Source organism: Streptosporangium canum (assembly GCF_900113865.1).
In the GTDB taxonomy this organism is placed as follows: Bacteria; Actinomycetota; Actinomycetes; order Streptosporangiales; family Streptosporangiaceae; genus Streptosporangium; species Streptosporangium canum.
The window spans coordinates 94291-106880 of record NZ_FOQY01000032.1; the positions used below are offsets into that span (position 1 = coordinate 94291).

Sequence of the window (12590 nt, forward strand, 5' to 3'; positions counted from 1 at the left end):
TGATATACAACCCGGGGAATACCCTTGGGAGAAACCGTATGCGCAGTCGAGCGGTCCTCACACTCATCATCGTCGTTCTCGCCGTCATCGGCGCCGGGCTCTACGTGCTGGTGCGTCCCACGGGGGCGGAGAGCCGGCCGGTGGCCGGCCCCGAGGAGACGGCGACGGCCTACCTGGCGGCCTGGGAGGGCAGCGACATCGGCGCGATGAGCCGCCTGGTCGCCGACACGCCCGCCGACTTCGCCGAGCGGCATCTCGCCTTCTCCCGCGACCTGGACATCGAGTCGCTGGATCTCATCCCGGGCACGCTGAGGCGGCACGGGGGACAGGTGGCCGAGCTGCCGTTCCAGGGGGTCAGGGGGATCAGGGACCTCGGGGCGTGGCCGTTCGCGTCGACGCTGCGGCTGGTCCGGCGGGACGGGCGCTGGAAGGTGCTCTGGACGCCGGAGACGCTCCATCCGGCGCTGAAGGACGGCGGGCGGATCCGGCTGAAGGAGGTCCCGGGGCCCGCCGTCGAGCTGGTGACCCGCTCCGGCACGCGGTTCCCGCGCGACAGCGGGGCCGAGAGCTACCTCGGCATGCTCGGTGCCGATCTGGAGGGGGACGGCAGCGGCTACGCTCTGGAGGCGGTCCGGACGGACGGGACGGCCCGGGAGCTGGTGGCGTTCGCGCCGCCGTCCGCCAGGAGGATCCGCACCACCTTCTCCCGGCCGGTCCAGGCCGCGGCGGCCCGCGCGCTGGACGGTATGGACAGCCCCGCGGCGATCGTCGCGATCAAGGCCGACACCGGCGAGGTGCTCGCGCTCGCCGACCGGCTGGGCGGGGAGCTGGGCGGGCAGGGCGCCATCCGCGGCCTCTACCCGCCGGGCTCGACGTTCAAGGTGGTCACCGCCGCCGCCCTGCTCTCCCGGGGCCTGACCCCGGACTCGCGGGTGTCCTGCCCCGCGGCCTACACGCCTCCGAACGGCCGTCCGTTCGTCAACGCCGGGGGACACGCCGCCCCCGGGACCACCACGCTGACCGGCGCCTTCGCGGTCTCCTGCAACACGACCTTCGCCGAGCAGTCGGTCCGGCTGCTGTCGGCCGGCGGCCTGGTGGACGCCGCCGAACTGTTCGGGTTCAACAAGGACATCGAGGGCCCGGGGGTCTGCGGCACGGTGAAGCCCCACGGGAGCGCCGACGAGCTGGGCTCCGACGCCATCGGCCAGAACTCGGTGGTGGCCAGCCCGCTCTGCATGGCCCTGGTCGCCGCCGCCGTGCAGGACGGTTCCTGGCGCCAGCCGGTCATGACGGGACGGCGGGGGAAGGTCGGGCGGGGGACCGCCCTGCCGCCGGACGTCGTCACGGGCCTGCGCGCGATGATGCGGGCGGTCGTGACGACCGGCACCGCCTCGTCCGCCGGCTTTCCCCCCGGTACGGCGGGCAAGACGGGGACCGCCGAAGCGGGCGGGGGGCGGGAGCACGCGTGGTTCATCGGGTATCACGGCAAGGTCGCCTTCGCCGTCCTGGTGAAGAACGGCGGGAGCGGCGCCAAGGCGGCGGTGCCCATCGCGTCGCGCTTCCTGCGGGCGCTCTGAAGACCTCCCCGGCCGGCGGCGGATCGCCCGGTCTGAAGGTGTCCTCGGGCCTGCGGCGGACACCCGGCCCTGTCGAAGGCGGCCCCGGGCCTGCGACACGCCGCCCTGTCGAAGGCGTCTCCCGGCCGAGGTGGACCGGCCGGGTCTGTAGGGCAGATCACAACCTACGCTGTCGTAAGTTACGGTAGCGTAGGTTCATGACCACGTCCGCTGCCGAGAGGTTCACGCTTCCGGAGTCGATCAAGCCCCGACTCCGGGGATGGCTGCACGCCGGCATCCTGCCCGTCGCGCTCATCGCCGGATTCGTCCTGGTGGCCCTGGGGCCCACGCTGCAGGCGCGGCTCGCCGCCGCGATCTACGCGATCACCTCCGGCCTCCTCTTCGGCATCTCGGCGACCTACCATCGGGGCACGCTCTCGCCGCGCCTGGGGGAGGTGCTGCGCCGTCTCGACCACGCCAACATCTACCTGATCATCGCCGGGACCTACACGCCGTTCGCGATGCTCGCCCTGGACGGGCCCGCCAGGGCGGTGGTGCTCGGCGTGATCTGGGCCGGCGCGGTCGCCGGGGTGCTGTTCCGGGTGCTGTGGACCGGCGCCCCCCGCTGGCTGTCCACCGCTCTCTACATCGCCCTCGGCTGGACGGCCGTCTTCGTGCTGCCCCAGTTGCTGGAGGGCGCGGGAGCGATCGCGGTGGCCCTGGTCTTCGTGGGCGGGCTGCTCTACACGGCGGGCGGAGTCGTCTACGGCCTGCGCCGCCCCGACCCCTCGCCCCGCTGGTTCGGCTTCCACGAGGTCTTCCACGCCTTCACCGTCGCCGCCTACCTGGTCCAGTACGTAGCGGTGTCGCTGGTGGTCTACGCGGCGGCGTAATGTGCCGGGCATGACGACGATCGAGGATCTGAGCGCCGAGCAGTACGTCTGCCTGACGACGTTCAGGAAGAACGGGACGGCGGTCCCGACGCCGGTGTGGGCGGCGGCCGACGGGGACGCCCTGGTGGTCTGGACCCAGGCGGCCTCGGGCAAGGTGAAGCGGATCCGCGGCAACCCCGGCGTCGTCGTGGCGGCCTGTGACATGCGGGGGAACACGCGCGGCGAGCAGGTCGAGGGCCGCGCGCGGGAGCTGTCCGCCGGGGAGACCGAGCGGGTCCGCCGCCTGATCGTGAAGAAGTACGGCCTGACCGCCAGGGCACTCATGCTCGGCAGCAGGCTCCGCCGGGGCAGGGAGGGCACCGTGGCCATCCGGATCGCCCCGGCGGGCTGAGTGCCCCCGGGCCGGGGGCGGTTCGGGGCGAGCCTCGGGCGGGGCCGAGCCGGGTCGGTTCGGGGTGAGCCTCGGGGCGAGGCCGAGACGGGTCAGTTCGGGGCGGGGCTGGGGGTGAGGCCGAGACGGCGCACCGCCAGCTCCGCGTAGAGCGCGGCGCCGTCGGGTAGCACGGCGTCGTCGAACCGGGCCCCGGGGGCGTGGTTGTAGGCGGCCTTGCCCGGATCGGCGTCCGGCGGGCACGCGCCGAGCGCCACGAACGCCGACGGCACCTGGTCGGCGACGAACGAGAAGTCCTCCGAGCCGGTGAACGGCTGGGGGGCCTCGATGAACCGCTGCTCGCCGTACACCTCGCGGACGGTCGCGCCGACGAACTCGGCCTCGGCGCCGTTGTTGACCGTCACCGGGTAGTTGACCTGGTAGTCGGCCCGCACGTCCAGCCCGTAGGCGGCCGCGATGCCCTTGACCAGCGTCACCGCCCGCTCCTGGATCCGCCTGTGGGAGGGCTTGGAGAACGACCGGATCGTCGCCTCGAACCGGGCCTCCTCCGGGATCACGTTGTCGACGGTGCCGGCGTGGAAGCTGCCGACGGTGACGACCACCGGGTCGAACACGTCGAACCCCCGCGTCACCATGGTCTGCAGCGCGGTGACCATCTCGCACGCGACGGGGATCGGGTCCTTGGCCCGGTGCGGCGCCGAGCCGTGGCCGCCGGCGCCCCGCACGGTCACGACGAGCTTGTCGGCGGCGGCCATCATCGGGCCGCCCTTGGTGATGAACACTCCCCGGGGGAGCACCGCGCTGATCACGTGCAGGGCGTAGGCCGCGACCGGGCGCTCGCCCGCCGCGTCCAGCACCCCCTCGTCGATCATGATCTTCGCGCCGCCCTGCCCCTCCTCGCCCGGCTGGAACATGAAGATCACGTTCCCGGCGAGCTGGTCCCGCCGGGCCGCCAGCAGGTGCGCGGCCCCGGTCAGCATGGTGGTGTGCAGGTCGTGGCCGCACGCGTGCATCCGGCCCTCCACCTGCGAGGTGACCTCCGCGCCGCTGTGCTCGGAGACCGGCAGGGCGTCCATGTCGCCGCGGAGCAGTACGGTCGGGCCCGGCCGGGCGCCTCTCAGCACGGCCGTGACCGAGCTCAGCCGTTCGCCGAGCCGTATCTCCAGGGGGAGGCCCGCCAGCGCCGCCAGCACCTTCTCCTGGGTCCGTGGCAGGTCGAGGCCGAGCTCGGGCTGCCGGTGCAGGGCGTGGCGGAGACGGGTCAGCTCGTCCCGCATGTCGGCGGCGGATTCGCGAAGGGACACGGGCACTCCTCCTGGCGATTGTGTGGCCTGAACGCACGATAGCCCTGATTTGACCGATTTGTGGTCTCGTGTTGGCGATCTTCTGGAAAGGAATCGATCACACGAGGAGGGCACATGGAAGAGCTGTCTCGGACCTGGTGGGTGTATCTGATCCGTGGGTTGTGCGCGATCCTGTTCGGCCTGCTGGCGATCGTCTGGCCGGGGATAACGATCTACGCGCTGGTCATCGTCTTCGGCGCCTATGCCGTCGTCAACGGGGTGTTCGCGCTGTTCAGCTCGGGACGCGGGGGCTCCCGGCTGTGGATGATCCTCTACGGCATTCTTAGCATCCTGGCCGGAATCGTGGCCTTCGTCTGGCCGAGCATAACCGCGCTCGCCCTGCTGTTCCTCATCGCGGGCTGGGCCGTCGTCACCGGCATCGTCGAGATCGTGGCGGCGATCCGGCTGCGCAAGGCCATGGAGGGGGAGTGGATGTTCATCGTCAGCGGGGCGCTGTCGGTGCTGTTCGGCATCCTGCTGTTCGTCTGGCCCGGCTCGGGGGCGCTGGCCGTCATCTGGCTCATCGGCACCATGGCCATCGTGTACGGCATCGCGCTGATAGGGCTGGCCTTCAAGGTCAAGGCGCTCGGCGCCCACCGGCCGGGTCCGGAGACCGGTCCGCGCGTCGCGTGACCGGCGCGGACCCGTCACGCGACCGTTGGGAAGCATCACATAATCACCGGAGAATCTTCACAAAAATCGGTCTGCATACGTAATGTCTCCATATGGATGCCTCGTTGACGGGGAATCATCTGTCCGACTCACTGTGGAGGGGACATGGACGTGCACGGCCGTCTCGCTCGTCATCTGCTCGTCGACGGCTACCGGCTGGAGCTGGACCTCGAACGGAGCCGGGGCTCCCGGCTCGTCGACGCCCGCACCGGCCGGAGCTACCTGGACTTCTACACCTTCTTCGCCTCGGCGCCACTCGGTGTGAACCCGTTCGACGACGACCCGGAGTTCCTCGCCCTGCTCGGCCGGATCGCCGCGAACAAGCCGGCCAACTCCGACCTCTACACCAGCCACCTCGCCGACTTCATCGAGACGTTCAACCGGGTCCTCGGCGACCCCGAACTGCCGCACCTGTTCTTCGTGGAGGGCGGCGCGCTCGCCGTCGAGAACGCCCTGAAGTGCGCCTTCGACTGGAAGAGCCGACACAATGAGATCAACGGCCGTTCTCCGGAGCTCGGCACCAAAGTGCTCCACCTCACCCGCGCCTTCCACGGCCGCAGCGGCTACACCCTCTCGTTGACCAACACCGACCCGGTCAAGACCGACCGCTTCCCGACGTTCGGCTGGCCCCGGATCGAGGTGCCCGCCATCCATCTCGGCGACGTCGAGGCGGCCGAGGAACGGGCACTGGCCCAGGCGCGGGCGGCCTTCGAGCGCCACCCGCACGACATCGCCTGTTTCATCGCCGAGCCCATCCAGGGCGAGGGCGGCGACAATCACATGCGGGCCGAGTTCCTGCGGGCCATGCAGGAGCTCTGTCACGAGCACGACGCGCTGCTCGTCATGGACGAAGTGCAGACCGGCGCCGGGATCACGGGCACCCCCTGGGCGCACCAGCAGCTCGGCCTCCGTCCCGACCTGGTGGCCTTCGCCAAGAAGGTCCAGGTCGGCGGGGTCATGGCGGGCCGCAGGGTCGACCTGGTGCCGGACAACGTCTTCCAGGTCAGCGGCCGGATCAACTCCACCTGGGGCGGCGGCCTGGTCGACATGGTCCGCTCCCGCCGGATGCTGGAGATCGTGGAACGCGACGGCCTGATCCCGCGCGCCGGGGAGCTCGGCCACGGACTCCTGACCATGCTGCTGAAGATCCAGGCCCAGTTCCCGGAAGTGGTGGAGAACGTCCGGGGCCGCGGCCTCATGTGCGCCTTCGACCTACCGGATCCGGCCGAGCGCGACGGTGTGGTGTCCCGGCTCAGGCGCGACGAGGGCGTGCTCGTCCTGCCCTGCGGAGAGCGGTCGGTACGGCTCCGCCCGGCCCTGTCGGTCACCCCGGAGGAACTGGAGGAGGGCGCGGCCGCCATAGGGCGGGCGCTGGCGGTCTCCCGGGACCTGCGGCTGTCGGCCTAGAGGCGTCTTCTCCGCCTCACCGGCGCGGAGGATCCTCACGGGTGGCCCGTTCCAGCCAGAGTCCGATCGCGGTCACCCGTGAGTCCACGCCGAGCTTGGCGTAGATCCGGTTCACGTGGTTCTTCACGGTCTTCTCGCTGAGAAAAAGGTGCTGGGCTATCTGCCCGTTGGAGCGACCCGTGGCGATCAGCTCCATGACCTCGGTCTCGCGCCTGCTCAGGCCCGTCTCGACTCTGGGCTGTGCGTCGAACGGGGCATCGTCGACTCTCATACGGCCTCCGCGGCAGCAACACGGTCAGGTCGCCGAAACCCCCGGTCTTACGGCGTAGCGATAGCAGCGAGCATAACCCGCAATATCCATTTTTGGTGGGTAAGTCGAAAGTGAGGAAAAACAGAACGGCCGGTCCCGTAGGACCGGCCGTTCTTCTGGGGTGAGCGAGGGGACTTGAACCCCCGGCATCTAGGACCACAACCTAGCGCTCTGCCAACTGAGCTACGCCCACCATGTCCGCCGCAGCAGCACATGAAAAGTGTAGCGGTTTCTGGGAGTCGTTTCGCACCAGGTTTCCGGCGGATCAGGTGGCGCGGGTGGAGACGCCCTCGGCCAGCTTGCGGGCGGTGGCGGAATCCGGGCCCGGCTGGGCCACGAAGACCGCCGCGCGGTAGTAACGCAGCTCACGGATGCTCTCGGTGATGTCGGCCAGAGCCCGATGACCGCCCTGTTTCTCGGGCGAGGCGAAGTAGACCCGTGGGTACCACCGGCGGGCGAGCTCCTTCACCGAGGACACGTCGATCATGCGGTAGTGCAGGAACGTGTCCACGGCCGGCATGTCACGCGCGATGAACGAGCGGTCGGTGGAGATGGAGTTGCCGCACAGCGGAGCCTTCTTCGGCTCCGGGATGTGGCTCTTGATGTATTCGAGCACCAGGGCCTCGGCCTCGGCCAGCGTGACACCGCCGCCCAGCACCTCCAGCAGGCCGGAGGCGGTGTGCATCTCCCGGACCACCTCCGACATCTGCTCCAGTGCCTCGGGCGGAGGCTTGATGACCACGTCCACACCCTCGTCAAGCTGGTTCAGCTCACCGTCGGTGACCACGCAGGCCACCTCGACAAGCGCGTCCCGGCCGAGGTCGAGCCCGGTCATCTCACAGTCGATCCAGACCAGCAGGTCACTCATAGCCTTCAGGGTAGTACTCCCTTCAGGAGAGCTTGAGCGAGTCGAGCACCCGGCCGACCACCGAGACGTCCAAGTTGTCGGGCACGGACACGTACACCAGCCCCGGACGCGCGCCCGTTCCCCGGTCCACGATCACGAAGGCGCCCCGTTCCTTCTTCCATTTCCAGCCGTTGGCCGTGGACTCCTTGGTGAAGTCCAGGTCGAACATGAGCAGCCACGCGTCCTTGCCGTCCACCTTGATGGCCTTGTCCTGCACGATCTTCCGCCCGTGGGTGGGGCTGTAGAAGTTCTGCTCGGTCGCGTGCAGCAGCGTCGCGGCGGTCGCCCGCATGCTCGGGACCCCGTCGTAGCCGAACTTGTCGGGAAGCTCGCCGACGAAGATGTTGCCGCTCCAGTTGCCGCCCTGACCGTCGTAGTTCTCCTGGGAGACCGCCAGGGCCGCGCTGGTCCACAGGAACTCGAGCGGGCCGCCGCCGATGCTCTCGGGCACCCTCCACGGGGCCCCCGGGAACTCGTAGGACAGGCCGGTCACGGGGTCCTTGAGACGGCCGCCCTCCGGCTGCGGCAGCGGGGCGGCGCCGTCCGACCGCTCGGGGGACGGCGAAGCCGACGGATCGGGCGTGGGCTGGAAGGTCGGTTCCTGCGTGGTCGCCTCCGGGGCGGGGGTGGGGTCGCCGGCGACCAGCCGGCCCCTGGGATCGAACAGGAACATGGCGGCGACCACGATCCCGATGATCGCGATCACCACTCCGCCGCCGCCCAGGATCCACGGCCAGGGGCTGCTCCGGCGCGGGGGCGCCCCGGCCGGGAGGCCGTACCCGCCCACGGGCAGCTGCATCGTGGTCCCGTGCGGGGGAGCGGAACCCCACTGCGGCTGCTCCCCCTGCGGTGTCCCCGGCCCCTGGGGCGGGGCGGTGGGCTGGTTCCACGGCCCCGTGGCCCCGGACGGCGGCCCCGCCGGCTGGTTCCACGGGCCCGTCCCCCCGGGCGGCGGCCCGGCCTGCTGGGGTGACGGCCCGGTATGCGGCGTCTGGTGCGTGGCCTGTCCGGCGAGGGCGTCCGCCGGATGGGTGGCGTCGGTCCACTGGTTGCCGTCCCACCATCGCAACTGTGGTGAACCGTAGGGATCGGGATACCAGCCGGAGGGGGTCTGCGTGGTCATGGCCGCCAGAGTAGTAAGAACCGGTTTGCCGTGCATTGTGGACCTTGATGGTCGCTTATCAACATTTAAAGTTAAAAGACGCCTTGTCCTGGAGCTTCCTGCCCTCAGGCAGGGGAGAGAGCAGCCGGAGAGTCGCCGTTCCCTTGAAGCTCCCCTCCCCCTTGACCGACCACTGGAGGATCACCTCGTGCGAGGTCTTCCCGGACGCCACGGTGTCGGTCTGCTCGATCGTCTCCTTCCGGTCGCTCCGCTTCCACTGGTAGCGGATCTCTCCGGCCGAGCCGTTGGTGGTGAGCAGACCTTTGATCTTGACGGTCGCGCCGCACCCCTGTGTCTTCTTCGGCGCGACCACGTCCAGCTCCGTCACCGCCAGCGGGACCGCCGAGGAGCGGAGCAGCCAGGCCACCAGGGCGGCCACGACCATCAGCGCGAGGATCACCGAGGAGACGGCCGTACGGCGACGGCGCCGCCTGGCCGGGGCGCCCAGCACCCGGAGCCTGTCGGAGGGGGGCTCGGTCTGCTGCTGGTCCCGGCCGGCCCGCCAGAGCTGGGCGGCGGTGGTCTCCACGGGCACGCCGGGACCGAACCGCATCACCACGTCCTCGGTACGGCTCTCGCCGCTCCTCGGCACGTGCAGCAGCGTGACGATGTCGCCCTCGTCCGGAGCGGGCAACGCCGGTGCCGGTGCCGGCCGTCCGCCCCGGGTCCGCGCGTCGTGTGCCGTCCACAGGTGCAGGGTCTCCAGCAGCCTGTCCCGGGTGTCGAACCCCGGCGGCAGCAGGTCGCGCCCGGCGAGCAGGGCGTCGCGGGCCGGGGCGAGTCCGTGCGTGGAGGCGGTCGCCGCCGCCCGTTCGAACAGCCCGGCCGCCCCCGGCGAGGACGCGGCCCAGCTCGCGGCCAGGCCTCTGGCGAGCGAGGACCAGGCCGCGACATCACGTTCCGGGGCGGGGGGACGGCCGTGTATCGCGTCGGCCAGCCCGCGCTCGGCGAGCCGCGCGGAACCGTCCGCGGCGATCACCACGGTGCCGGGGTGCAGGGCCCCGTGGGCGAGCCCGGCGGCGTGCACCGCCAGCAGCGTCTGCGCGATCTCCACCAGGACGCCGGCCGCGCTGCCCGCGTCGGGCCGGGGAACGCCGGGCGTCTCGGACAGCAGGTCGGCCACGGTCGGGTTGACCGGCTCCGCGGTGAGCAGCCAGACCTCGCCCTGCGCCGCGATCAGGTCGGCGATCGGGACCAGCCCGGTCACACCGGCCTGGGTCAGCCTCCGGTCGGCGACCACGGCCCCGACCAGGCGTTCACGTGTCGCGGGATCGCCGATCAGCCGTGGGTCGAAGCTGAGCGCGCCCGCGGGCCGGCCGTCGGCGGCGACCGCCGACGACCAGGTTCCCAGCTCGTCGGTCCAGGTCCGGTGGGTCAGCCGGAATCCGGCCAGACCTCCCCGGTCGGTGTTCACGATGGTTCCCGTGTCGCCATCTACCGCCGCCTCCGGTGCCGTCCTGTCATTTCGCGCTTCACCGCGAGTGTGAACGGGACCGCGCCACTCGTCACCAGCCCGAAGGCGAGGAGCGCCGAGGGAACCGTCTCGATCGGCGGCGCGGGCGAGGAGGTCAGGCTCGGCGACCCCCCATCGGTGGGGGTCTGCTCGCCGCCGCTCCTCGTCGGCGTCGGTTCGGTGGTGGTGGTCGGCGTGTCGGAGGGGGAGGCCGTGGTCGTCTGGCTGGGCTTGGGCGTCTGGCTGGGCCGCGTCGTCTGGGTGGGTGCGGTCGTCTGGGTGGGGGTCGGCTTCGGCGACGGGCTCTTCGACGGAGGATCGTTCGCGCCGTCGAGAGTGGAGCTCTCCTCGGCCGAGGGAGTCGGCGAGGACGACGTGGTCGGCTTCCTCGTCGGCTTCCTGGTCCGCGACGGCGACGGCGACGGCTTGGGCGTCGCGGTCGGCTGCCGGGTGGGCGCGGCCGTCGGCGGCCCGGCGCTGGGGCTCGTGGTCTGCGTCGGCGTGGCGGTGGGCTCCGCCGACGGCTCCTGCGACGGTTCCCCGGTGGGCTCGTCGGTCTCTTCGGCCGGGATGACCGACTCCACCGGCTCCGAGGAGGCCGTCGGGGTCTGCGTGGTGACCGAGCCCGCCCGGATCGGGGTGCTGTCGCCGGAGTTGACCAGCACCGCGCTCACGCCGCTGATCACCGCGATGCACCCGATGCCGATCAGGACCTTGACGCCCGTCTTGCCCAGCAGGGACGTTTTGCTGATCGTGGACCTGGCGGCGCGCCCGCCGATCTCCGTCTCGGCCAGGGAGGTGCTGGTCTCGGGCTTCTGCATCTCCAGGGGGAGCAGCGAGGCCATGATCCCGATGAGGCCGGCCAGGCGGCGGCGGCCGCGCTCCTGCCAGTCGGGCCCGTAGGCGTCGGCGGCGACCGCCTCCAGCTCGGTGAGGAAGGCGGTGGCGGTCGGCGGCCGGTCCGCCGGATGCTTGGCCATGCCCCGCTCGACCAGCCCCTGCAGCGCCGCCGGCACCTCCTCGACGGGCGGGGGCATGGCCTGGTGCTGTCTGGCCAGCGCGGCGATGTTCGTCGCGCGGAAGGGCCGGGTGCCCGTCAGGCACTCGAAGAACACGATGGTGGCGGCGTAGACGTCGGTGGACGGCCCCGCCGGGGAGCCGGTCCACTGCTCGGGGGCCATGTAGGGCGGCGTGCCCGCGGGGGTGTCCCCGTCGCCGGAGCGGACCGCGATGCCGAAGTCGACGAGCCTGCTCGTGCCGTCGGCCTCGACCATCACGTTCTCTGGCTTGAAGTCGCGGTGCACGATGCCCGCCGTGTGCGCGGTCGCCAGCCCGAGCAGGGCGCCCTTGAGCACGAGCAGCGCGGCCTCGGGGCCGGTCGGTCCCTCCGAGCGGAGGATCGCGCGCAGGGCGACGCCGTCCACCAGCTCCATGACGATGGCCGCGCCCTCGCCGGTCTCGACGTAGTCGTACAGCCGGACGGCATGAGGGCTGTCCAGGGTGTTGAGCACCCGTGCCTCGTGCCGGAACCGCGCCACGAACCCGACGTCGCTCCTGAGCTCGTCGGACAGGTATTTGATCGCTACCAGGATGTCATCGGCGTCATGCCGTGCCATCACCACGCGCCCGGCGGCGCCCGCACCCAACTCGCGAATCTCGGTATAACCGGGGACTCGCCAGGCTGATGGCATGCCGTACATAACGGTCTCCTCAGATGTCTGGGCCCCCACCCATAACAGACGGACCGTAGCTTAGCGATAGATCATCAATTTCTGCTCATCAATCGCTAAACGGTCTAATGCCGTCGGAATGATCAGTGATCGTCCGATGAGGCCGGCCCCTCGGCGTCCTCCGTGGACGGATCGGGGTTCTCTCCCGGAGCGGAGTCCGCAGGAGGGGCGGGCCGGTCCGTCCGGGGCGTCCCGGGGGGCGGCTCGACGGTCTCCGACGGCTCCTCCGGCTCCCGGCCCGGTCCGGGCTCCTCCTCCGTGGCCGTCGGGCTGGGGGTCTGCGTCGGGCGGGGGGTCTGCGTCGGCATGGGGGTCCGTGTCGGACCGGGCGTCGGCTCGGGGCACGGGGCGGTTCTGCCGCTCGCGCGGGCGGCGCCGCCCGGCGGGGCGCTCGTCGCCGTCACGCTCCAGGTCGACCCGCAGGGCACCCTGGGGAAGGTGAACCTGACCGTCCGCGTGTAGCTCGTCTCTCCGGACAGCGGCACGGTCACCTGCTGTGCCGCCTGGCCCACCCGGAAGACCACACGGAGGCGCACCTGCCGGGGATCACCGGTGTCCACCGCGATCGAGGCCACGGCCGCACCGCGCGCGTTGACGCCGGCCCGCAGCATCTCCACCCGCCGCACCTCCGGCGCGGGCGGGGTGGGAGTGGGGGTGGGGGTGCGAGGCGGGGTGGGCGTGGGAGTCGGTGTGGGAGTCGGTGTGGGCGTGGGAGTGGGCGTGGGGGTCGGTGTGGGCGTGGGAGTGGGCGCGGGGGAGGGGGGCC

At 71.3% G+C, this 12590-nt stretch carries 13 protein-coding genes and 1 tRNA gene; 7 read left to right on the forward strand and 7 right to left on the reverse strand.

Annotated elements, in window-relative coordinates; translation table 11 throughout:
* The first annotated feature begins 38 nt into the window (after positions 1 to 38).
* The 3 genes from BM085_RS33640 (at position 39) to BM085_RS33650 (ending at position 2840) form a co-directional block, all read left to right on the forward strand.
* Positions 39 to 1577 carry a penicillin-binding transpeptidase domain-containing protein gene (locus BM085_RS33640; protein WP_093890849.1) on the forward strand — a complete coding sequence of 513 codons (1539 nt, stop codon included), beginning with the start codon at positions 39 to 41 and terminating at the stop codon, positions 1575 to 1577.
* A gap of 197 nt (positions 1578 to 1774) precedes the next feature.
* Positions 1775 to 2449: a PAQR family membrane homeostasis protein TrhA gene (trhA, locus tag BM085_RS33645; RefSeq protein ID WP_093890850.1), complete on the forward strand. Its 675-nt coding sequence runs from the start codon at positions 1775 to 1777 to the stop codon at positions 2447 to 2449.
* 10 nt (positions 2450 to 2459) lie between these two features.
* On the forward strand, positions 2460 to 2840 hold the full coding sequence (locus BM085_RS33650) for a PPOX class F420-dependent oxidoreductase (RefSeq protein ID WP_031167079.1): 381 nt from the start codon (positions 2460 to 2462) through the stop codon (positions 2838 to 2840).
* 92 nt (positions 2841 to 2932) lie between these two features.
* Here the strand turns inward: BM085_RS33650 and BM085_RS33655 are convergent, their stop codons facing one another.
* Positions 2933 to 4144: a M20 metallopeptidase family protein gene (locus tag BM085_RS33655; protein ID WP_093890851.1), complete on the reverse strand. Its 1212-nt coding sequence runs from the start codon at positions 4142 to 4144 to the stop codon at positions 2933 to 2935.
* Positions 4145 to 4258: 114 nt separating this feature from the next.
* Here BM085_RS33655 and BM085_RS33660 point away from each other — a divergent pair, with 114 nt between their 5' ends.
* A complete protein-coding gene (locus tag BM085_RS33660) occupies positions 4259 to 4816 on the forward strand; it encodes an HdeD family acid-resistance protein (protein WP_093890852.1) in 558 nt (185 codons plus the stop codon).
* 144 nt (positions 4817 to 4960) lie between these two features.
* A complete protein-coding gene (gene lat / locus BM085_RS33665) occupies positions 4961 to 6262 on the forward strand; it encodes an L-lysine 6-transaminase (protein ID WP_093890853.1) in 1302 nt (433 codons plus the stop codon).
* A gap of 16 nt (positions 6263 to 6278) precedes the next feature.
* Here lat and BM085_RS33670 read toward each other — a convergent pair whose 3' ends face one another.
* The 6 genes from BM085_RS33670 to BM085_RS33695 all read right to left on the reverse strand — a co-directional run bounded on the left by BM085_RS33670 (position 6279) and on the right by BM085_RS33695 (position 11794).
* Complete coding sequence (locus BM085_RS33670; protein ID WP_093890854.1) at positions 6279 to 6533, reverse strand: helix-turn-helix domain-containing protein; 255 nt, start codon at positions 6531 to 6533, stop codon at positions 6279 to 6281.
* Between the two features lie 156 nt (positions 6534 to 6689).
* Positions 6690 to 6765: transfer RNA gene (locus tag BM085_RS33675), tRNA-His, on the reverse strand.
* Between the two features lie 72 nt (positions 6766 to 6837).
* Complete coding sequence (gene orn, locus BM085_RS33680; RefSeq protein ID WP_093890855.1) at positions 6838 to 7440, reverse strand: oligoribonuclease; 603 nt, start codon at positions 7438 to 7440, stop codon at positions 6838 to 6840.
* 22 nt (positions 7441 to 7462) lie between these two features.
* Positions 7463 to 8602, reverse strand: a complete 1140-nt coding sequence (locus tag BM085_RS33685; protein ID WP_093890856.1) for a DUF2510 domain-containing protein — start codon at positions 8600 to 8602, stop codon at positions 7463 to 7465.
* 58 nt (positions 8603 to 8660) lie between these two features.
* The gene (locus BM085_RS33690) at positions 8661 to 10055 is read right to left on the reverse strand and encodes a protein kinase family protein (protein ID WP_093890857.1); all 1395 of its coding nucleotides are present in this window, start codon (positions 10053 to 10055) and stop codon (positions 8661 to 8663) included.
* A 20-nt stretch (positions 10056 to 10075) separates the two neighbouring features.
* The gene (locus tag BM085_RS33695) at positions 10076 to 11794 is read right to left on the reverse strand and encodes a serine/threonine-protein kinase (protein ID WP_093890858.1); all 1719 of its coding nucleotides are present in this window, start codon (positions 11792 to 11794) and stop codon (positions 10076 to 10078) included.
* Between the two features lie 153 nt (positions 11795 to 11947).
* Between BM085_RS33695 and BM085_RS43675 the strand changes: the two genes are divergently transcribed.
* Positions 11948 to 12286 carry a hypothetical protein gene (locus BM085_RS43675; RefSeq protein ID WP_143121174.1) on the forward strand — a complete coding sequence of 113 codons (339 nt, stop codon included), beginning with the start codon at positions 11948 to 11950 and terminating at the stop codon, positions 12284 to 12286.
* 90 nt (positions 12287 to 12376) lie between these two features.
* Positions 12377 to 12590 (forward strand): hypothetical protein (locus tag BM085_RS43680; protein ID WP_177245404.1); only part of this gene is annotated, 214 nt, incomplete at its 3' end.